The 20,998-nt window shown below is 38.5% G+C and carries 11 protein-coding genes and 2 pseudogenes; 12 read left to right on the forward strand and 1 reads right to left on the reverse strand.

Annotated elements, in window-relative coordinates; translation table 11 throughout:
• The first annotated feature begins 10 nt into the window (after positions 1–10).
• The 11 genes and pseudogenes from K6V48_RS04640 to K6V48_RS04690 all read left to right on the forward strand — a co-directional run bounded on the left by K6V48_RS04640 (position 11) and on the right by K6V48_RS04690 (position 19,409).
• Positions 11–3,220: a pneumococcal-type histidine triad protein gene (locus K6V48_RS04640; protein ID WP_261311041.1), complete on the forward strand. Its 3,210-nt coding sequence runs from the start codon at positions 11–13 to the stop codon at positions 3,218–3,220.
• 126 nt (positions 3,221–3,346) lie between these two features.
• Positions 3,347–3,931, forward strand: a complete 585-nt coding sequence (gene rpoE / locus K6V48_RS04645) for a DNA-directed RNA polymerase subunit delta (protein ID WP_172016912.1) — start codon at positions 3,347–3,349, stop codon at positions 3,929–3,931.
• 166 nt (positions 3,932–4,097) lie between these two features.
• On the forward strand, positions 4,098–5,699 hold the full coding sequence (locus K6V48_RS04650) for a CTP synthase (protein WP_222368237.1): 1,602 nt from the start codon (positions 4,098–4,100) through the stop codon (positions 5,697–5,699).
• Between the two features lie 202 nt (positions 5,700–5,901).
• Positions 5,902–6,156 carry a DUF1912 family protein gene (locus tag K6V48_RS04655; RefSeq protein WP_172016916.1) on the forward strand — a complete coding sequence of 85 codons (255 nt, stop codon included), beginning with the start codon at positions 5,902–5,904 and terminating at the stop codon, positions 6,154–6,156.
• 15 nt (positions 6,157–6,171) lie between these two features.
• On the forward strand, positions 6,172–6,558 hold the full coding sequence (locus K6V48_RS04660) for a helix-hairpin-helix domain-containing protein (RefSeq protein ID WP_172085584.1): 387 nt from the start codon (positions 6,172–6,174) through the stop codon (positions 6,556–6,558).
• A gap of 83 nt (positions 6,559–6,641) precedes the next feature.
• Positions 6,642–7,913 carry a tetratricopeptide repeat protein gene (locus K6V48_RS04665; RefSeq protein ID WP_024403488.1) on the forward strand — a complete coding sequence of 424 codons (1,272 nt, stop codon included), beginning with the start codon at positions 6,642–6,644 and terminating at the stop codon, positions 7,911–7,913.
• Positions 7,914–8,148: 235 nt separating this feature from the next.
• Entirely contained in the window at positions 8,149–8,538 is a 390-nt protein-coding gene (locus K6V48_RS04670; protein ID WP_222368240.1) for a VOC family protein, read from the forward strand.
• Positions 8,535–9,106: pseudogene (locus K6V48_RS04675) on the forward strand (shikimate kinase). Before K6V48_RS04670 ends, K6V48_RS04675 begins: the two are co-directional and overlap by 4 nt.
• Positions 9,107–9,220: 114 nt before the next feature.
• Complete coding sequence (locus K6V48_RS04680) at positions 9,221–11,872, forward strand: valine--tRNA ligase (protein WP_222368243.1); 2,652 nt, start codon at positions 9,221–9,223, stop codon at positions 11,870–11,872.
• Positions 11,873–11,960: 88 nt separating this feature from the next.
• Entirely contained in the window at positions 11,961–16,436 is a 4,476-nt protein-coding gene (locus K6V48_RS04685) for an NACHT domain-containing protein (RefSeq protein ID WP_222368246.1), read from the forward strand.
• A 102-nt stretch (positions 16,437–16,538) separates the two neighbouring features.
• Positions 16,539–19,409 (forward strand): annotated as a pseudogene (locus tag K6V48_RS04690) (DUF3427 domain-containing protein).
• 25 nt (positions 19,410–19,434) lie between these two features.
• Here the strand turns inward: K6V48_RS04690 and K6V48_RS04695 are convergent.
• A complete protein-coding gene (locus tag K6V48_RS04695; RefSeq protein ID WP_222368249.1) occupies positions 19,435–19,827 on the reverse strand; it encodes a (deoxy)nucleoside triphosphate pyrophosphohydrolase in 393 nt (130 codons plus the stop codon).
• A 74-nt stretch (positions 19,828–19,901) separates the two neighbouring features.
• On the opposite strand from K6V48_RS04695, the gene K6V48_RS04700 reads away from it, so the two are divergent.
• Complete coding sequence (locus tag K6V48_RS04700; RefSeq protein WP_222368252.1) at positions 19,902–20,951, forward strand: MmcQ/YjbR family DNA-binding protein; 1,050 nt, start codon at positions 19,902–19,904, stop codon at positions 20,949–20,951.
• Positions 20,952–20,998: the final 47 nt, after the last annotated feature.

Here is a 20,998-nt window from a genome sequence, read left to right on the forward strand (position 1 = left end):
AGGGGAGAATATGAAGAAAAAAGTTGTTGTTGGTTCTGTTGCAACCCTTGTTTTAGGGATGAGTCTGTGTAGTTATCAGCTTGGTCGTTTCCAAGCTATGGAAGAACAGAAGAACCGAGTGGCCTATGTCGAAGGCGGTCAGAGTGAACAAAGTACGGTTGCGGAGGAACTGACGCCAGATCAAATTTCTGCCAAGGAAAATATCGATGCGGAACAGATTGTTGTTAAGATTACTGATCAGGGGTATGTGACGTCACATGGAGATCATTTTCATTACTATAATGGAAAGGTTCCCTTCGATGCAATTTTCAGTGAAGAATTGGTTATGAAGGATCCAAATTATGTCCTTCAAGATAGTCACATTGTCAATGAAGTGCAAGATGGCTATGTTATAAAAGTTGACGGAAAATATTACCTCTATTTGAAAGATGCCAATAAGCATAAAAATGTCCGTAGTAAGGAGGAAGTAGAGCGACAAAAGGGAATCTCGTCAGCAGATAGTAAAAAACAAGCCACAGGTCAGGCTGGCGCAGATGGTCGCTATAGAACTGATGACGGGTATGTCTTTAACCCGACGGATGTCATTGAGGATACAGGTGATGGATTTATTGTTCCTCATGGAAGCCATTTTCATTTCATTCCGAAAAAGGATCTTTCTACATCGGAATTAAAGGCTGCACAAGACTACTGGAATCAAAAGGGAACTGTCAATACAGCTAGTGGTCATCAATATGGTGGGGGAAGTCGTCAACAAGAGCAGATTGCTACCATTCAGGTGGTGCAAGGACAAGATTTGTCTAGTTTGCTGGCTCAATTAGATGCCACACCTTTATCTCAGCGCCATGTAGAGGCTGATGGTCTGGTCTTTGATCCGAGAGCAATCACCAAGAAAACAGCAACAGGTGTTATCGTTCCACATGGCGACCATTATCATTTTGTTCCCTATAGCCAGATGTCTCCTCTGGAAGAGAAAATTTCCAGAATGATTGGATTAAATGGAGCAGGGATTTCTTCTACTCAACAAGCAAGGCAGCCCCAGCATACACCGGTACAACCAACCAATCCGGTCACACCAATTGGGACGCTTCCAGCATTACCCGTATCACCAACTCAACCCAAGCAGACAACAGGGAAAACGGTTTCTTACATGGGACGCCAGATTCCTGCTTATGGGAAAGGGTTGGATGGTAAGGCATATTTCACTAGTGACGGTTATGTCTTTAGTAAAAAATCTATTACCTCGGTTGATGACCAAGGGTTGGTGGCTAGTCATGGTGATCATTTCCATTATGTTGGATTTGGAGAGCTAGAAGATTTCGAAATCAAGCAGGTAGAAGAATGGGTAAATGAGAAATCTGGGAAACAGAATCCGACCAAGGTTACTGAACAAGCTAGTGGTGACATTAAGCCAACGGATTCTGCTCAAGGAAATGAGTCCAAGCCATCAACGCCTATTCAAGAGACTCCTGTAAAACCTGATGATACAATACAAGCAGATAGACCGGCGTTTGAATACAAGCATGTCATTGCGAAACGCAGTCAAGATGAAAAAGTGCTTTATGATGTTGAGTTAAATGGCAAAACCTACTCATATTCTCGAAATGAATTGGATTTAATGAACATTTCATTTGCTGAATTAACTTTGGCAGAAAAAGATAAGCAGTATGTATTTGATATTGCACCGCTTGCAGAAGGAGATCTTAAGCCAGCCATGTTGGTCGGTATGGATCAAATTCCGATGAAGGGAGCGAATGCAACCTATGATACTGGACAATCCTTTATTATTCCACACATTGATCACATCCACGTCCTACCTTACACATGGTTGAGTAAGGAACAAATTGCAACGATCCGCTATATCATGCAACATCCTGAAATTCGTCCATCTGCTTGGACTACAAGTGGACATGGTGATGGAGAAGCAACGGATCTTGTTCCCCCAATTCTAAATGCAACACCTAAAGCAAACCGCTTAGGCTTGAAAAATTGGCAAATCATTCACACAGCAGAAGAAGTCATGGATGCACGTGCAAAAGGGAAATTTGCGACAAATGATGGCTATATCTTCTCGGCGGAAGACGTACTAGATCCAGCAAGTTTTGTCTTTAGTCAAGCGTTCAGTCTACCAAGAGCGACAGGTGGTTCTCTGCGTTCAATTTCCAAGAAAGATTTATCTAAAGAAGAATTGGAAGCTGTACAAACTCTTCTTGATAAACGAGACGCTGAAGAATTGGCGAAAAATGTCACACCAATTGAGAAACGTGCAGGTTTGAAAAATTGGCAAATTGTTCACTCAGCAGAAGAGTTGGCAGAAGCTAAGGCAGCAGGAAAATATACAACAAAAGATGGCTATATTTTTGACCCAGCAGACCTATTAGATCCCAAAGTGAAAATAGGTACGGATAACTATCGCATCCCACGTGTGATTACAGATGGTTACCGTCGGATTAACAAGAGTGATTTGAATTACTTAAGCGAGCTGATCCCAGCAGAGGCTATGGTGGCTCAACGTGAAAAAGCGACGACAAGTTCAACCTCAGCTACGGGTTCATTGGAAAAACCAGCTGCTACATCAACCATAAGTACAAGTGAGTCGAGTACAGCTGATGCAGCACAAGTTGTTAAAGAAACGGCAGCATCCATCTTTAACAGGGTTACACCGAAAAAGATTGTGCCTTTTGAGCAACTGCCTTACCAGTCAGGGTATGCTAGTGAAGTGAAAGATGGTCGTTTAGTTATTCCACACAACAATCACAATCACTATATCGATTTCTTATGGTTTGATCAAGGTAAATACCAAGTGCCACAAGGATATGGTTTGGAAGATTTTCTGGCGACTGTAAAATACTATATGACTCATCCACAAGAACGACCTGCTTCAAGTGAAGGATGGGGAACAGTAAAAGAAACCGTTTCTGAACCAACAAAAGTATCCGAAAGTTCCGAATCAGCAGTTCCATCAACTCAATCAAGTCCATCTGAAACAGATGCCCAAGTTACGAATGAAACCGCTGAAACAGCTCCACAAACACCTACAGAAAGGACAACAAAAGATGCTACAGCAGCAGTTGTAAAGGAGAGTGAAGAAAACGCTTTGGCGAATCATGCTGAAGAGGACAGCGCTCGAAACATTGTCGATGAAAAGGCAATTGTGCCCGAGAAAACCAAGGAAGAAGCTCATCAAGAATCGACTGCAGTAAGTGCAGTTAACAACGAATAGATAGTGATGATTAAGGAAAACTCGAATGGATTCGAGTTTTCCTTTTCTAAAAATTTCATCAGTTTCTTTGACTATTTGCTTATTTTAGCGTAAAATAGAAAGGAAAGACAAAAAAGGAGAAAAGCCTTGGAACTTAACGTATTTGCAGGACAAGAAAAAAGCGAACTTTCCATGATTGAAGTAGCTCGTGCTATTTTGGAAGAACGTGGACGTGACAATGAAATGTATTTCAACGACTTGGTCAATGAAATTCAAAATTACCTAGAAAAATCAAATAGCGATATTCGTGCAGCCCTTCCAATCTTCTATTCAGATTTGAATGTGGATGGTAGCTTTATCCCACTTGGGGATAATAAATGGGGTCTTCGTTCATGGTATGCTATCGATGAGATCGACGAAGAAGTGATTACTCTTGAAGAAGATGATGATGCACCAAAACGTAAGAAAAAACGTGTCAATGCCTTCATGGATGGAGATGATGATGCCATTGATTATGGTAATGATGATCCAGAAGATGAAGATGGTTACGAAGATACGGATGAATCAGGATATGACGATGAAAATCCTGATGATGAAAAAGATGAAGTGGAATCATACGATTCTGAAATAAATGAAATCATTCCGGAAGACGACATAGTTGATGAGGATGTTGATTTGGCTGAAGATGACGATGATGATGATTATTCTGACGACGAAAATTTGGAAGATTAAAATCCATTGACAAGATAGCTAAATTGCGATAAGATAATATCGGGCACCTCTTTTGAGGTCGGAGCTCCCTAGTTCATAGGGAGCTATTTTTGTTTTTTCGTCAGGTTAGTAAAAGGATCTTCCCCAAGATCTTTCGATTAGCTTGATTTGTAGAAAGGGAGTTTGCATGACAAAATATATTTTTGTAACAGGTGGTGTGGTTTCATCTATTGGTAAAGGGATCGTGGCAGCCAGCCTTGGTCGACTATTGAAAAACCGTGGACTGAAAGTAACCATTCAAAAATTTGACCCATATATTAATATTGATCCGGGAACCATGAGTCCTTACCAGCATGGTGAAGTGTTTGTGACGGATGATGGTGCAGAAACTGATTTGGATTTAGGTCACTATGAACGTTTTATTGATATCAACCTCAATAAATATTCAAATGTTACAACTGGTAAAATTTATAGCGAAGTCCTTCGTAAAGAGCGTAAAGGTGAGTATTTGGGCGCAACTGTTCAAGTTATTCCACATATTACGGATGCTTTGAAAGATAAAATTAAACGAGCTGCCCGTACTACAGATGCGGATGTCATCATCACGGAAGTAGGTGGTACAGTTGGTGATATTGAAAGTCTGCCTTTCCTTGAAGCGCTTCGTCAAATGAAAGCGGATGTGGGTTCAGATAATGTCATGTATATCCACACGACACTTCTACCCTACCTTAAGGCGGCTGGTGAAATGAAAACAAAACCAACCCAGCATTCTGTTAAAGAACTGCGTGGTCTGGGAATTCAACCAAATATGTTGGTGATTCGTACTGAGCAACCAGCAGGTCAAGGAATTAAAAATAAATTGGCTCAATTCTGTGATGTGGCTCCAGAAGCTGTGATTGAATCACTGGATGTTGAGCATCTTTATCAAATTCCACTCAATATGCAAGCCCAAAATATGGATCAAATCGTTTGCGACCATTTGAAATTAGATGTGCCACCAGCAGATATGACAGAGTGGACTGCAATGGTAGACAAGGTATTGAACTTGAAGAAAACGGTGAAAATTGCCCTAGTTGGTAAATATGTTGAACTTCAGGATGCCTATATTTCAGTTGTCGAAGCTTTGAAACATTCCGGGTATGCTAATGATGCTGCTATCGAATTGGATTGGGTCAATGCCAATGATTTAACAGCTGAAAATGTAGAGGAGCGTCTTAGCCAAGCCCAAGGGATTATCGTTCCTGGTGGATTTGGTCAACGTGGAACAGAAGGTAAGATTCAAGCTATTCGATATGCGCGTGAAAATGATGTGCCAATGCTAGGTGTTTGTCTGGGAATGCAATTGACTTGTGTTGAGTTTGCTCGGAACGTTCTAGGTTTGGAAGGTGCTAATAGCTTTGAATTAAACCCAGAAACTAAATATCCGATCATTGACATCATGCGTGACCAAATTGGAGTAGAAGACCTTGGCGGAACACTTCGTTTAGGCTTGTATCCAAGTAAACTCAAACGTGGCTCAAAAGCTGCTGCTGCTTATGATAACCAAGAGGTTGTGCAACGTCGTCACCGTCACCGCTACGAGTTTAATAATGCATTCCGTGAGCAATTTGAAAAAGCAGGATTTGTCTTCTCAGGAGTATCACCTGACAACCGTTTGGTGGAAATTGTTGAAATTCCTGAAAATAAATTCTTTGTAGCTTGTCAATACCATCCAGAACTGCAATCTCGTCCAAATCGTCCAGAAGGTTTGTATACAGCTTTTGTTACGGCAGCGATTGAAAACAAATAACTGTCATGTTGAAGAGGAATACAGGATTTCAGTGGATTCCTCTTTCCTATTTTTATCAATTAGATGCTATCTCATCACCAATTGATAGAGTTGTAATTATATTTGTGTAAAAAAAATGACTATTTTTTTTGACTTTCCAAATGGTGATTTTATGGTATAATATGTCGGTGTGTTTCAATTGAAACAGACGAAAGAGGAAAAAATGACAAAAGAACAAGAATTTTTAAAAGAATTTGAAGCTTGGGTGAACACTCAAATCATGGTCAATGAAATGGCTGTTGAAGAAAGTCGCCGTGTTTTGGAAGAAGATAAGGATGAGCGTGCTGCGGATGCATATATTCGTTATGAGAGCAAGCTGGATGCTTATCGCTTTATTCAAGGAAAATTTGCCAACTACCATGCTGGTAAAGGATTTCATGATTTACCAGATGAATTGCTTGGTCAACGGAATTATTAAGGAGAGGATTTAGCATTGTCAAAGAAAAAAGCAAATCGTAAAAAACAATTGAAAAAACAACTAGCAGACTTGAGACGAGCAGGGCGTGTCGGTCTTGAAACTGCTCGCGGAGCTGTTGAGACAGTCGCACATCAGGCTGAAACTTTCGTAGAACATGCTGTGGAACAAGTGAAAGAAGTTGTAGCAGAGGTGACTTCTTCAGCGGCTTCATTGGAAGACTTTTTGGCACTTCCTGAGTTGGAAGGCATTGCGACAGCACGTTTGGAAACCTTCTACGAAGCAGGAATTCAATCTGTAGCTGATTTTGCAAACCATACAGAAAAGGATCTCTTGGCTCTTAAAGGCATCGGTCCTGCAACTATCAAGCAGTTGAAAGAAAAAGGGATTGAGTTGAAAGCTTAATATAACAGAAACCAACTGAAATGAGTTGGTTTTTTCTTGTTCTCTTGCTATAATGGAATTAGAATATCCAAGGAGAAAAGCTTATGGCAAAGAAGAAAAATAGGAAGAAAGAATTAAAGAAACAACAAAAGTTGGATATCAAGGTCCTGAAACAAGAGGAAGCGGAATTATTTGAATTTTTCCATAAAAAACCAACTATTGTTGAGCGGCGGACGATACAAAATTATGATGATCAAAAAACAGCCATATTTCAAGAGTTTGAAAGAACGGGTGTAGAACCAGATTATAGGCAGATCAATCATCAGTTGGCAGATGGGACGTTTTCTTTTTCGGAAGACTATGCTTTGTTTAGGAAAGCAATGCACACTCCAAATGCTAGGGCTAGGAAGAAACTGTTGAAGGAAGTTTTGGCGATAAATTCAGATTTTTTTGCGGCACGTTTCCACCTGCTTTTAATCGAGGAAGAACCATTTGAACGTTCTTATTTTGAGAAGGTATATAAGTTCTATCAGCAGGCGCTGGATTTATGGAAGGCTGAAGATTACGCGGATTGGAGTTGTTTTGAAACACGACCAATTCATCAGGGGCTGATGTACTGTTTGGAATATTTTATTGATGAGGGCTTTTATGGTTTGGCCGTGGAAATTATTGAAACATTCCGTTCGCATGGGTTACGTCGCTTCCCTCCTAACTTTTTACCAATCATGTTCTCTTTGTATAACCAATTAGGACAGTACGACAAGGTCGAACAAGCCTATTATGCAGAAGTTCAAAAGGGAAATAAGGATGACGGGGCGCTGCTACATTTATTGATTTCGAAAGTTTTGCAAGGGAAATGGGATGAAGCGGATAAGCTATTTGTCCAACTTGAAAAAATGAACGGAGAGACTAGTTTGTTCTTTGGTGAAGTGGATTGGTTGGATAGAGTTTTGGAAATCGAAGAAAAAGAAGTTTATATTCCATTCACAGAGGAATCCTTGCAAACAGCTCTTTATCCACTGTTTGATTTTCTAAATAATAATATGATTTTAGAGAAATACCTGACGAGATGTTCAGACGATTGGGATAATGATTGTGATTTTGAGGATGATTTCTCCGAAGTAGAATATCACCGAAATATTTCACACTTACATAGGACACTTAGCCATGCGAATGACTGGTTTTCAAATTTAAATAAACCTGAATTTGCAGGTATTCGAATGGACTTGGTTCGTATTTTTACGGAGCAAAAGTTGGCTTCTGAAGCGGATTTTAAGAAAAAGACAGAGAAGGAAATTTTGTCTATAAAAGGAATTGGCCCAGGAACGGTCAAAAAATTAAAAGAAAATGGTGTTGTTTTCAAAAAAGAGAATTAATTGCTTTTTCTAAAATATTTTGATAGAATAAAGCCAATCAGAGGTGTTTTGAGCCCCATTTGTCACAGGAAGCGGTGGTACTGAGAAATCCGCACAAATGTCAAAACTGGTTGCTGATGATGTGAATCGAATAAGTAAAGTGCAGATAAATTATCTGAACAAGGGTGGTACCGCGGAATAACTTCGTCCCTGTCTAGCAAGTCTAGGCAGGGATTTTCATTTGGAAAGGAGAAATATGCTACATCATGTTGAAATTTACGTTTCAGACTTGGAAACGTCACGTGCATTCTACGATTTTCTTCTGACCAAGCTGGGCTACTCGCTCTATCAGGAGTGGGAGGACGGGCTATCTTATAAAAAAGCAGAGCAGTACCTGGTCTTTGTCCAAACGCCACAGGACTTCCTAGGAGCAGGCTATCACCGGTGCCGTACAGGTCTCAATCATCTAGCTTTTCATGCGGGAACACCAGATGACATTGACCAATGGCGGAAGGAATTTTTGACCAGACGAGTCCAACTGCTCTACGATGACCGCTATCCCCACGCTGGAGGACCAGATCATTATGCCCTCTATTTGGAAGACCCAGATGGGATTAAGATAGAGTTGGTGGGGGAGGCAAGATGAATCTAATTATTATTGGAGCACAAGCTTCTGGCAAGATGACCATTGGGCAGGAGGTTGAAAGATTAACAGATTTGGTTTTGTTTCATAATCATGAATCAATCGATTTCGTAACAAAATTTTTCCAATGTCTGACGAAGCGAGAGAACTTATTAATGATATTCGTATGAAGTTTTTTGAAACCTCTGCGAAAACTGATTTGGGTTTGATTTTTACAGTTGTTATTGACTTTAATGATCCAGCAGATATTTCTTTTTTAGAGAATATTCAAGAGATTTATCACAGTAGGAATCAAGCTGTTCTGTTTATTGAATTGGAAACAGAGCTGCAAGAACGTTTAAGAAGAAATGTGACCGAAAATCGTTTGCAACATAAACCTTGGAAAAGAAATATTGAGTGGTCTGAAAAAGATATTTTAGATACAATAAAGTTTGCAAACTTTAATCCAGAATTTGTGCCGAAGCAACTTGACCATTATCATAAAATTAATAATACCCATCTTTCTGCCAATGAAGTAGCTCAACTGATTATCCAAAAAATGGAAGAACTTGAGCAAGAACAAACGAAATAGCCAGCCCAAGGGACTGACTATTTCTAGGAGATTATATGAAAAAGAATTGGGCTATTTCTAGCTTGAGGATAGTATAAACCAATTTTCTTAAAGAATACTAAAGGAGAAAAAATAATGTCAAAAAAATTATCACCAAAATACAATCCAGCCGAGGTTGAGGCTGGTCGTTACCAAACTTGGTTGGACCAAGATGTCTTTAAGCCGTCAGGCGATGCGGAGGCGAAGCCTTATTCTATCGTCATTCCGCCACCAAATGTAACAGGTAAATTGCACTTGGGACACGCTTGGGATACCACCCTTCAAGACATCATTATCCGCCAGAAACGCATGCAGGGCTTTGATACCCTCTGGCTTCCAGGTATGGACCATGCGGGGATTGCCACACAGGCTAAGGTTGAGGAGCGCTTGCGGGAGCAAGGTATCACACGCTATGATCTTGGTCGTGAAAAATTCCTCGATAAAGTCTGGGAATGGAAAGATGAATATGCTACAACCATCAAGGAGCAATGGGGTAAACTAGGTTTATCTGTGGATTATTCACGTGAACGTTTCACACTTGATGAAGGCTTGTCAAAAGCTGTTCGTAAGGTTTTTGTAGAACTCTACAAAAAAGGCTGGATCTACCGTGGCGAATTTATCATCAACTGGGATCCAGCGGCTCGCACAGCTCTTTCTGATATCGAAGTGATTCACAAGGACGTAGAAGGAGCCTTCTACCACATGAATTACATGTTGGAAGACGGCTCTCGTGCCCTTCAAGTTGCGACAACTCGTCCTGAAACCATGTTCGGTGACGTTGCGGTGGCGGTTAACCCAGAAGACCCACGTTACAAGGACTTGATTGGCAAAAACGTTATTCTTCCAATCGTGAATAAGCTCATCCCAATCGTTGCGGATGAACACGCAGACCCAGAATTTGGTACAGGGGTTGTGAAAATTACACCTGCCCACGATCCAAATGACTTCCTCGTAGGTCAACGCCACAATTTGCCACAAGTCAATGTCATGAACGACGACGGTACGATGAACGAGTTGGCAGGTGAATTTGCAGGTATGGACCGCTTTGAAGCTCGTAAGGCAACGGTTGCTAAGTTACAAGAACTGGGCGCCCTTGTTGAAATCGAAAACCGTGTGCATTCCGTTGGTCACTCAGAGCGTACAGGTGTGGTAGTTGAGCCTCGCTTGTCAACACAATGGTTCGTTAAAATGGACCAATTGGCGAAGAATGCCATTGCCAACCAAGACACAGATGACAAGGTAGAATTTTACCCACCACGTTTCAACGATACCTTCCTTCAATGGATGGAAAATGTCCATGACTGGGTAATCTCTCGTCAGCTCTGGTGGGGACACCAAATCCCTGCTTGGTACAATGAAGCGGGTGAGATGTACGTTGGTGAGGAAGCTCCAGAAGGCGACGGCTGGAAACAGGATGAAGATGTGCTTGACACTTGGTTTAGCTCTGCCCTTTGGCCATTCTCAACCATGGGTTGGCCTGATGTGGACTCAGAAGACTTCCAACGTTACTTCCCAACGTCAACCCTGGTAACAGGTTACGATATCATCTTCTTCTGGGTGTCTCGTATGATTTTCCAATCGCTTGAATTTACTGGTCGTCAGCCATTCCAAAACGTCCTTATCCACGGACTTATCCGTGACGAAGAAGGGCGTAAGATGTCTAAATCCCTTGGAAATGGTATTGATCCAATGGATGTCATTGAGAAATACGGTGCCGACGCCCTTCGTTGGTTCTTGTCTAACGGCTCTGCTCCAGGACAGGATGTCCGTTTCTCATACGAAAAAATGGACGCGTCATGGAACTTCATCAACAAAATCTGGAACATTTCCCGCTATATTCTTATGAACAATGAGGGCTTGACGCTGGCAGATGCGACGGCAAATGTGGCGAAAGTGGCGAGTGGTGAGGCTGGAAACGTGACGGACAAGTGGATTCTCCACAACCTCAATGAGACTATCGGTAAGGTCACTGAGAACTTTGACAAGTTTGAGTTTGGTGTGGCAGGTCATATCCTATACAACTTTATCTGGGAAGAGTTCGCCAACTGGTACGTTGAGTTGACTAAGGAAGTCCTTTACAGCGACAACGAAGACGAGAAGGTCATCACTCGTTCTGTCCTCCTCTACACGCTGGATAAGATTCTTCGTCTTCTCCACCCAATCATGCCGTTCGTGACGGAAGAAATCTTTGGTCAATACGCTGAAGGCTCTATCGTAACAGCAGACTACCCAACGGTTGATGCGGCGTTTGAAAATGAAGCTGCGCACAAAGGCGTGGAAAGCCTGAAAGACTTGATTCGTACCGTGCGAAATGCGCGTGCGGAAGTGAACGTTGCCCCAAGCAAACCAATCACAATCCTTGTGAAAACAAGCAACAGCGACTTGGAAGCCTTCTTCAACAGCAATGTCAACTACATCAAACGTTTCACAAACCCAGAAACACTTGAAATCTCATCAAGTATTGCGAACCCAGAACTGGCTATGTCAGCCGTTATCACAGGCGCTGAAATCTTCCTCCCACTCGCAGACCTGCTCAACGTGGAAGAAGAGCTCGAGCGCCTCAACAAAGAACTGGCCAAGTGGCAGAAAGAACTCGATATGGTCGGCAAAAAACTCAGCAACGAACGCTTCGTCGCCAACGCCAAACCAGAAATCGTCGAAAAAGAAAAAGCCAAACAAGCTGACTACCAAGCTAAATATGACGCCACAGTAGAGCGGATTAAAGAGATGGAGAAGTTGGTGAAGTAAGGTAGTTTATAAACAAAATGCCCAGCCTAAAAAGGCTGGGTTTTTGGTATAATGATGGTACTTATATTATCTGGAAGGAGATTTAGTTATGCCATTTGAGTCAGGAGGAAGATCAGATAAATTAGGAAATCGATATGAATTTAATTGGATAGTGTTAAAATTCATTGATATTATTTCTGAAAAAATTGAAGCTGTTAAAATTGAAGCAATTGGTGATGAGGAGCAAGGAATTGACGTTTGGTTAAAATATAAGGATGGGCATACAGAAGCCCAACAATGTAAAGGGAGAAATGCTAGTAAAGAACACTGGACACTTTCTGATTTACATCAGAAAGGTATTTTAGAGAATTGGAAAAAGCATTTAGAAAGAAATTCTTCAAGTGTAGTTTCACTGGTTAGTCCACTTCCATTTACAAATTTTTCAGATTTGATTTATAGAGCTAAGACGAATGACAATGTTCAGACTTTCCTTGAATACCAAGTTAATCGGTCACCAGAGATAAAAAAAATATTTGCAAGTTATGTTCAATATTTGGGGCTTTCGATTGAAACTGATGTCCAACAAATTATTAACTTTCTGAGTAGGACAGAAATCAGGCAAGAACCTTATCCAGAGAATGAAGAATTTATTACAGATAATATCAGGCGATACCTTGCTGGTGATGCTAACACAATCAAGTCGAAACTTGTTAATTTAATTTTACAAGGTGAAATTTATGGAAAGTGGATCTCACTTTCGGATTTAGACGCATTTTTTAAAAGTGAAAAAATTGAATTTCGAAATTTATCCAAAGATGACAGAATATTACCTAGAATGAAGTCTTTAAATGCTGATTATAGAAAACGTTTTCATTCGTTAAAGTATGGATTAAAAATTCGTTCACAATTAGAAGAATGTAAGAAATATATTCTTGAAGGTAAATCTATTGTTATTCATGGAAAAGCTGGGAATGGGAAAAGCGGTTTAACAGAGAATATTATTGATTGGTGTGATAAAAATCATATTTTACATTTAGATATAAAACTTGATAGCCATATTCCCAAAAAATCAGCAGAATCCTGGGGAAGAGAATTAGGGTTTACGGCCAGTATCAGTCATTGTTTAGATGCACTTTCTAAAAATTGTCATGCTGTATTGATATTAGATCAATTAGATGCACTAAGGTGGACAGCTGGAAATTCGAAAAATTCTATTGCAACCTGTTTGGACTTAATTCGAGAAATACAGACTATTAATTTGGAAAGAGAACATAATATATCGATTGTTTTTGTTTGTCGAAGCTATGATTTAGAGAATGATAATGGGATAAAATCACTTTTTGAGAATAAGTCCGAAGATAAGACTAAATTCTGGTATCAAATTGAGGTTAATGAATTTTCAGAAGATGAAGTTGAAAATCTTTTAGGAAGTCGATATAAGGAATATCCAAATAAATTAAGACAATTATTACGAACTCCAAGCAATCTCTATATTTGGGAACAAATTAGCAATGAATCCGATTATTATCAGATAACAAGCACTTATAATCTAGTAGATAAGTGGTGGAGAGATTTATCAGCAAATTGTCAAGGAGCTGGTTTAAATGAAAGTGAATTAAATGAGTTTAAAAATAATCTTATCAAGTTATTCATAGAAACAGGAAGCGTTGTTTTTAGTAAGAGAAGAATATTCAATCATGAGAGAGCGTTACGATATTTAATCAGTCAAGGATTGTTGGTGGAACGAAAAAATAAAATTTTATTTGTACACCAATCATTTTTAGATTGTTTTGTTGCAGCTCAGATGGTTAATAACTATTACTCTGGAGATGATATTGATAAGATAGTTGGAGATAAATCTCAGCAAAATCCCATGAGGCGTTATCAATTTCAAATTTTCCTTCAATCATTGATGGAAGAATCAGAAGAAGATTTTTTGGATTTCGGAAATAGATTAATAAAGAATGATGATATAAGATTTAATTTTAAATTTGTTTTCTTTGAACTTCTGAGCAGTATAAAAGAACCCTCTGAAAAGATATTAGAATATTTAGGGACATTAATTCAAGAGTCAAAATTTAGAAATCACTTGTGTCAATCTGTCATTAGTGGACATCCACCATATGTTAATTTTTTAGTAAAGGAAGGAATTTTATCTGAGTGGTTAGGTCAAAATAAAATATTAGTCATTAATTTGTTAAGCAGTATTTCACCAATCTATACGAGTGATAGTATTGAATTTATTTCTCAATCAATTAGAAATTCTGACAATAAAGATGAGTGGCGCGGTTGTTTTTATAGTGATTATCATAATGACTCGGAAGAGTTTTTCAAAGTAAGATTAGAATACTGGAAAACTTGTGTGAGTAATATAGACTGGCTTGACGATGTTTATAAAAATATTAATAGATATACGATTGATATTTTAGTTTTACTCCTAGAACAGTATCAAGAGGAAGATAACAAAGATAGATTTTATAGTGAATCTAAACAATTTGACGAAGTTTCTAAAGAATATATAAGTAAAAATTATACTGAAATTATTTCTTTGTTGTTGCCGTTTGCTAGCAAATTTTCAAAAATTAATGTATCGAAATATAATTTTGCGTTAATAGAAAGAGATGGGTTACAGAGATTTTATATTAGTCTACTCCATGAGGCAAATAAATATTTTAGTTATAGAGAACCAAAAAACTTTTTTGTATGTTATAAAGATTACATGGGAAAAGGAGATTGTTTTTATAATGAATTAATTTTAGATGCACTTTACTATTTACCGGATGATTATGCTGATAAATGCATTGAATATTTACTAACCGACTTTAATAAAACACTATTTGAGCAGTCAGAAGGATATGAAAGAAAAATGATCTTAGCTAAGCGACTGATTGGTAAAGTATCAATAAATTGTTCGGCAGAATTATATCATCAATTAGAATATAGGATTATTCACTACACATCACCAGAAGCTTTACGAAGGCTTAAATCACGTATTGATACTAATAAAATGCAAAATGATTATGTAGCCTACTGGCCATTTTGGGGAGAGCTTCAATATAGATTGTTGTCGATTTTACCTCAAGAAAGAGTGAGTAAAGAGGCAACTGAATTATTGCAAGTTTTAGAACGTAGTAATAATTTTCAAGATTCTTTTTATGAGTCAAGGAGTGGAAGTGTAATTTCGCCATTAAATGGGAAAGTAGTCTCTACTAAGTCATGGGAGAAGATTCTTATTAATAAAAAAGATAGGAGACGATCTAAATGGGATGAAAAACGTCATGTTTTTGTTGAATCTTCACCTTCTGAATTATCAAGAAATTTTAGAGATGTAGTTTCTCAAGAACCTCATACCTACGTACCTTTATTTTTAAAATTATCCTATAAGCATAAAATAAATAAACATTTTCTTTATGGTCTGTTGGGAGGTATCAAAGATCTGGAAGAGATTTCAGATAGTTTATTATCTGATATTGAGGTGATTCTTCTGAATCACATTGATTCAGAAAGTTACGATAGCCTATATCACTTCTTTACCATAATAGAGAAGCATCCAGAGGTTAATTGGTCTATCAGTGTATTAGAGAGAGTGAAAGATTATCTTAAAAAAACAAAATTAGATACTTTAGATAAATTTAGTAAAATCGAAAATTTAGAAGATTATGCAAGACAATCGTATTCAACGTTAAGAGGATATGGGATTCATGCTCTAGATAAATTGATAATAGCTTCACCCAACTCTATTCCATATTTTAAAGATACTATATATTCACTTGCTGCAGATCGGAATAACTATGTAAGATTTAATTCTATTTTTCTTATTACTACTATCTTAGAAATAGACAAAGAATTTGCTAAAGAGCTTTTTGAAATAGTTTTTACTGGAGATGAGCGTATGTTAGCACATTGGAATAGTAACTATATCATGTACAGATTTTATGATGATTATAAGGATAAAATTCAGGGTTTATTGCAGTTGGGATTTAACTCAAATGATAAACTAATTATAAAAAAATCATCTTCTTTGATTACAGAAATTTACTTGAATAAAGGAGATATGAAATCGAATGTTTACGGTAGACGTGGACTTCAAGCAGAAAATATTTGTCAGATAGCAGTTAGTTATTTAAAGAGAAAAGAAAGTAAGGAAAAAGCGAAGGAACTTATATCTTATTATTTAGTATGTGACGATGTGAATTTAGAAAATATTTTGTCACGATTATTTATAGATGATTTATTAGATGTCAAGGAAGATAAAAATTTAATTATTAATCTACTGACATCTAGATATAAAAGAAAATTGTATTATTATTTTTTAAAATTTCTTGAAAAACAAGTATCAATTTTAGAATATGAGGGAATTATTTTTGAAACGGTATCAAATATGACGTCTAAAGAGGTTAAATTAGAAAATGAGTCTTATTATGATAGATTGACTGAAGAGCTCCTTGTAAGATTATTGCTCAATCTTTACGATGAACATAAAGGAAATGCTATTGCAGAGAGATGTTTGGATATTATCGACCAGATGTTTGAAAAAGAATTTGGCAATTCACGATTATTGATAGAAGAATTGATGCAAAAATAGGTTATTATTCACAGTTGTGAGAGTATATAATTCGATCAATATCTTTACATCCTTCCCAATATATTAGATAATAGTTCTATCAACTAGATAGGACTATTTTTTATGGGATCAGCTTTTGAGGCTCAGTTGTTGGAGTCGATGCAGTTTGGCTTTATTGACCGGGTGCGGTTTCGGGATGTGACTTATGCGCCCAAGATTTTGATTAATAATGCTGAGGAGAAGCGATTTATCCTGACGGATTTACAGGAGGAATTACTTAAGAGCTCAGCATTTTATTTCTCGGTGGCTTTTGTGACTCAGTCTGGGATTTCCATGATTAAGGCGCAATTGGCTGATTTAGCGGCGCGTGGGGTTCAGGGGAAAATTTTGATTTCACCTTATCTTGATTTTAATGACCCTTTAGCCATGTATGACTTGTTGAAATTGCCAAATGTGGAAGCCTGGATTTCCCAGGAATTCATGCAGCTGCATTCCAAATATTATTTGTTTGAGCAGGAAAACAAGCAGGTTTTGATTGCTGGATCGTCTAATTTAACAGCGACAGCCTTGAAACAAAATTATGAGTGGAACATCAAGCTCAATTCAACGGATAATGGGGATTTGCTTTATCAGACCAAGCAAGAATTTGACCGGATTTGGGAATTATCTAGACCATTGACAGTTGAGATTATTGAATCCTATAAACGAAAACGGAAGTCTGTTATTCAGGTAACGACCTTTGAGGAAGAGCTAAAAGCAGACTACCAAGTCGGCAAGATTGAGCCAAATAAAATGCAAAAAGAAGCGTTGGTTGGTTTACAGCAGGTGCGTGATAATGGTGCCAAGAAAGCTCTTGTGATTTCTGCGACAGGGACTGGAAAAACCTATTTGTCAGCCTTTGATGTTCGCCAGGTCAATCCGGAACGCGTGCTCTTTATTGTGCACCGCGAACAGATTTTAAGCAAGTCTTTGGAAAGTTTTCAACGCGTTCTTGGCTTTTCTGACGATGAGGCTTGCCTTTATAAGTCAGGAGTGGACATTTCAGGGAAAAAATATATTTTTGCGACCATTCAGACCCTATCGCGTGATGAGCATTTACAGCGCTTTTCGCCTGAATTTTTCAATTACATTTTGATTGACGAAGTTCATAAGGCTGGTGCAGAGTCTTATAAGAAGGTGATGAATTACTTTGCCCCAGATTTTCTTTTGGGAATGACGGCGACACCTGAGCGGACAGATGGGCAAAATATTTATGAGTTATTTGATTACAATATCGCCTATGAAATTCGTCTGCAAGATGCCATGGATGCCGACTTGCTTTGTCCGTTCCACTATTTTGGCGTGACTGATATTCTAGTAGATGGTGAGCTCATTAGTGAGAATGAAGATTTTTCACATTTAATTTCCGATGAGCGTATCAATCATATTATTGATAAAATTACTTATTATGGACATAGCGGAGCGTCTGTTCGTGGCTTGATGTTTTGTTCCAGTAAGAATGAAGCAAGAGAGTTGTCTATTCTCTTAAATCAAAAAGGTTTTCGTACACAGGCCTTGACAGGTGATGATAGTCAAACAGTCCGTGAAAAGGCAGTGCAAGAACTTGAAAAGGGTGAACTAGATTATCTACTCACAGTTGATATTTTCAATGAAGGAATTGATATTCCAAGTGTTAATCAGGTAGTCATGCTTCGCAATACCCAATCGAGTATCATTTTTATTCAACAATTAGGTCGAGGCTTGCGAAAGCACGATTCGAAAGAATATGTTACCATAATTGATTTTATTGGAAACTATCAAAACAACTATCTAATTCCAGTTGCACTCTTTGGGGACCAATCTATGAACAAAGATAATTATCGTCGCGAGGTTAGAGAACCAAATATCTTAAAAGGTTTGACGACAATTAACTTTGAAAAGATTGCCAAAGAACAGATTTTTTCTTCTATCACAAATACGACACTCTCATCAATTAAAATTTTACGAGATGCTTTTAAAGACTTAGAGAATAAGTTGGGTTGAGTTCCGTATCTATCAGATTTCGTAAAATTAAACAGCATTGATCCGCTTGTCTTTTTTGAAAACTCTAGTTTTCAAAATTACGGAGAAGTCATCAATAAGTTTTCAGAAGAAACAATCCTTCTATCAGAAGTTGAAAAGCGATTTTTGAATTTTATTACATTTGAAATCTTGAATGGCAAACGAAAACATGAACTGTATTTGTTGAACTTGCTTGTCGAAAATGAGGGACTAGTTTCGTCAGATAAATGGTTTGAATGTATTATTGAGCATGATTTAGATTTTCAAACAGATGTTTTGGATTCGGTAACAAGAGTGTTGGACCTATCATTTCTAAAAGCACAGGAGCAAAAGAAATATGGTAGTGATCCGTTAGTTGATTTTGATGGGGATATGTATAGATTGAATAATGCGGTCTATCAATCACTAGAAAATAACAGTATTTTTGCTCAACTTTTTATTGATACAATTAAAACTGGTATTTTAAAATCAAAAGAGTATCCTGAAATTTTTACACTAGGGCAGAAATACACTCGACGTGACGTGCTTAAATTAATGAATGTCGCAAAAGATGAGCCGCCTTTAAATATTGGTGGATACAAAATTGATAAGGAAACTAATTCTTGTCCGATCTTCATCACTTATCATAAAAGTGAAGACATTAGTGATACCATAAAATACGAGGATGAGCTGCTGAATGAGTCGACTTTGAAGTGGTTTTCAAAGAACAAACGTACATTAGATTCTAATGATGTATCTACAATTATTCAATCTAATGAAAATGAATTGAGGTTAGAACTTTTTGTCATAAAAGATGATTCAGAAGGTGGAGAATTTTATTATCTTGGTCCACTAAGATACGTTGAAAATAGTGCAAGTGAGATGATGAAAAATGGGGACTCTGTAGTCCAAATGTTATTTAAGCTGGATTCACCAGTGGAGACAAACTTGTATAAATACCTGACAGATCAATAAAAAGATAGAGATTCGGGAAGAATCTCTATCTTTTTTGCAAACATTTGACCGCAGGAATATCTACTGGTGCCCATTCTAATTCATCTAATTGTTCGATTGGAAGCCATTTTGAATCTTGGTGCTCTAATAACGTTAAATCACCATTAACTAATTTTGAACGGTAGGTTTTCATTGTAACAATACCAAAATTATACTCATAGGAGGCTTCGTTGATGAAGGAAATGATTTCAATCTCAGAATCAAATTCTTCTTTTATTTCGCGAATTAAAGCCTGTTCAGGTGTCTCACCTTGCTCAAGCTTTCCTCCTGGAAATTCCCAGTATCCTCCTAAACTTTTTCCTTCAGGACGCTGGGCACAAAAGATTTTTCCATCCTTTTCGATTGCCGCTGCTACGACATTAATAATTTTTTTTGACAAGATTTGACCTCCACAATAAATTCTTTAACAGATTTTGTTATACTTTCTATATATATTACTTTAAAGGGGTTAAAATGTCTAGACAAATTGCACACCTCCCCTCTCTCATCCCTTTCGGTTTCATCTTTGCCGACAATCGTTACACCTACCGTGAGGTGTTCATGGAGGGGCAGTTTGAGGCGGTGGTGGAGGTTGATGAGGCTGGGCAGTTGTCGTCCTTTGTCTGGGATTGTGAGATGGAGGAGGTCTATACCGCCCATCTGGTGACTGCGCCAGCTGGGGCTTTTGTGGGGCAGGTGAGAGAAAGCTATCAGTCCATTTTGGCTCGGGTAGAGGAGGCTTGTTGTGTCGCTCTGCCATTTTCCAAGGACCAAAGCAACCGCATAGCCCAGCTCATCAAGGAGAAGTGGGGTGACCTGCCTGACTATCCCTTTGCCAAGTTGCCGACCTATGGGGCATTTCGCCATCCTTCTAATAACAAGTGGTACGCCCTGGTCAGTCAGATTCCGAGGGACAAGCTAGACGGGAACGGTTCTCAAGAAGAGGTGGAGATTGTTAATCTCAAGGTCGATGGTCGGGAAATAGCAGAGTTGCTAAGCCAGTCGGGCATCTATCCTGCCTACCATATGTCAAAGAAGACCTGGGTGTCGGTCTTGCTGGATGATACTGTGGAGGATCAGGCGATTTTGGCCCTCCTTGAGAAAAGTCGCTATCAGGTTGGTCCCAAATCCTACAAGGCGGAGCAAGGGCCTGATTACTGGGTCATTCCTGCCAATCCAAAGGTCTATGATATTGATACAGAGTTTGCGGAAAATAAGATAGTCTATTGGCCGCAAAAATCAACCATTCAAGCTGGAGATATTGTAGCCATCTATGTGACGGCGCCTGTACAGGCTATTCGCTATGTCTGCCGTGTCTTGGGGGCGAACTTAGAAAATCGCGGGGAATCAGACATTCCTACAGAGAAGAAAGTCATGCAAGTGGAATTGATTGCCCAGCTATCTGATGCAGTCTTACCGAGGGAGCGTATGTTGGACTTAGGTGTCAAGGCGGTACGTGGTCCTAGACGTCTCACAAAGGAGTTGATAGACGTTCTGACATCGGAAGTGATAAATGTTTATTAAATTATCAGAATATTTAATAAAAATCTTTACATCTGCAAAAAAAGCGG

It is taken from the genome of Streptococcus suis, assembly GCF_019794555.1.
Lineage (GTDB): Bacteria > Bacillota > Bacilli > Lactobacillales > Streptococcaceae > Streptococcus > Streptococcus suis_AB.

Coding starts and splice junctions, on each gene's coding strand:
- K6V48_RS04640 (WP_261311041.1), top strand. CDS start 11: ATGAAGAAAAAAGTTGTTGTTGGTTCTGTTGCAACCCTTGTTTTAGGG.
- K6V48_RS04650 (WP_222368237.1), top strand. CDS start 4,098: ATGACAAAATATATTTTTGTAACAGGTGGTGTGGTTTCATCTATTGGT.
- K6V48_RS04655 (WP_172016916.1), top strand. CDS start 5,902: ATGACAAAAGAACAAGAATTTTTAAAAGAATTTGAAGCTTGGGTGAAC.
- K6V48_RS04665 (WP_024403488.1), top strand. CDS start 6,642: ATGGCAAAGAAGAAAAATAGGAAGAAAGAATTAAAGAAACAACAAAAG.
- K6V48_RS04670 (WP_222368240.1), top strand. CDS start 8,149: ATGCTACATCATGTTGAAATTTACGTTTCAGACTTGGAAACGTCACGT.
- K6V48_RS04680 (WP_222368243.1), top strand. CDS start 9,221: ATGTCAAAAAAATTATCACCAAAATACAATCCAGCCGAGGTTGAGGCT.
- K6V48_RS04685 (WP_222368246.1), top strand. CDS start 11,961: ATGCCATTTGAGTCAGGAGGAAGATCAGATAAATTAGGAAATCGATAT.
- K6V48_RS04700 (WP_222368252.1), top strand. CDS start 19,902: ATGTCTAGACAAATTGCACACCTCCCCTCTCTCATCCCTTTCGGTTTC.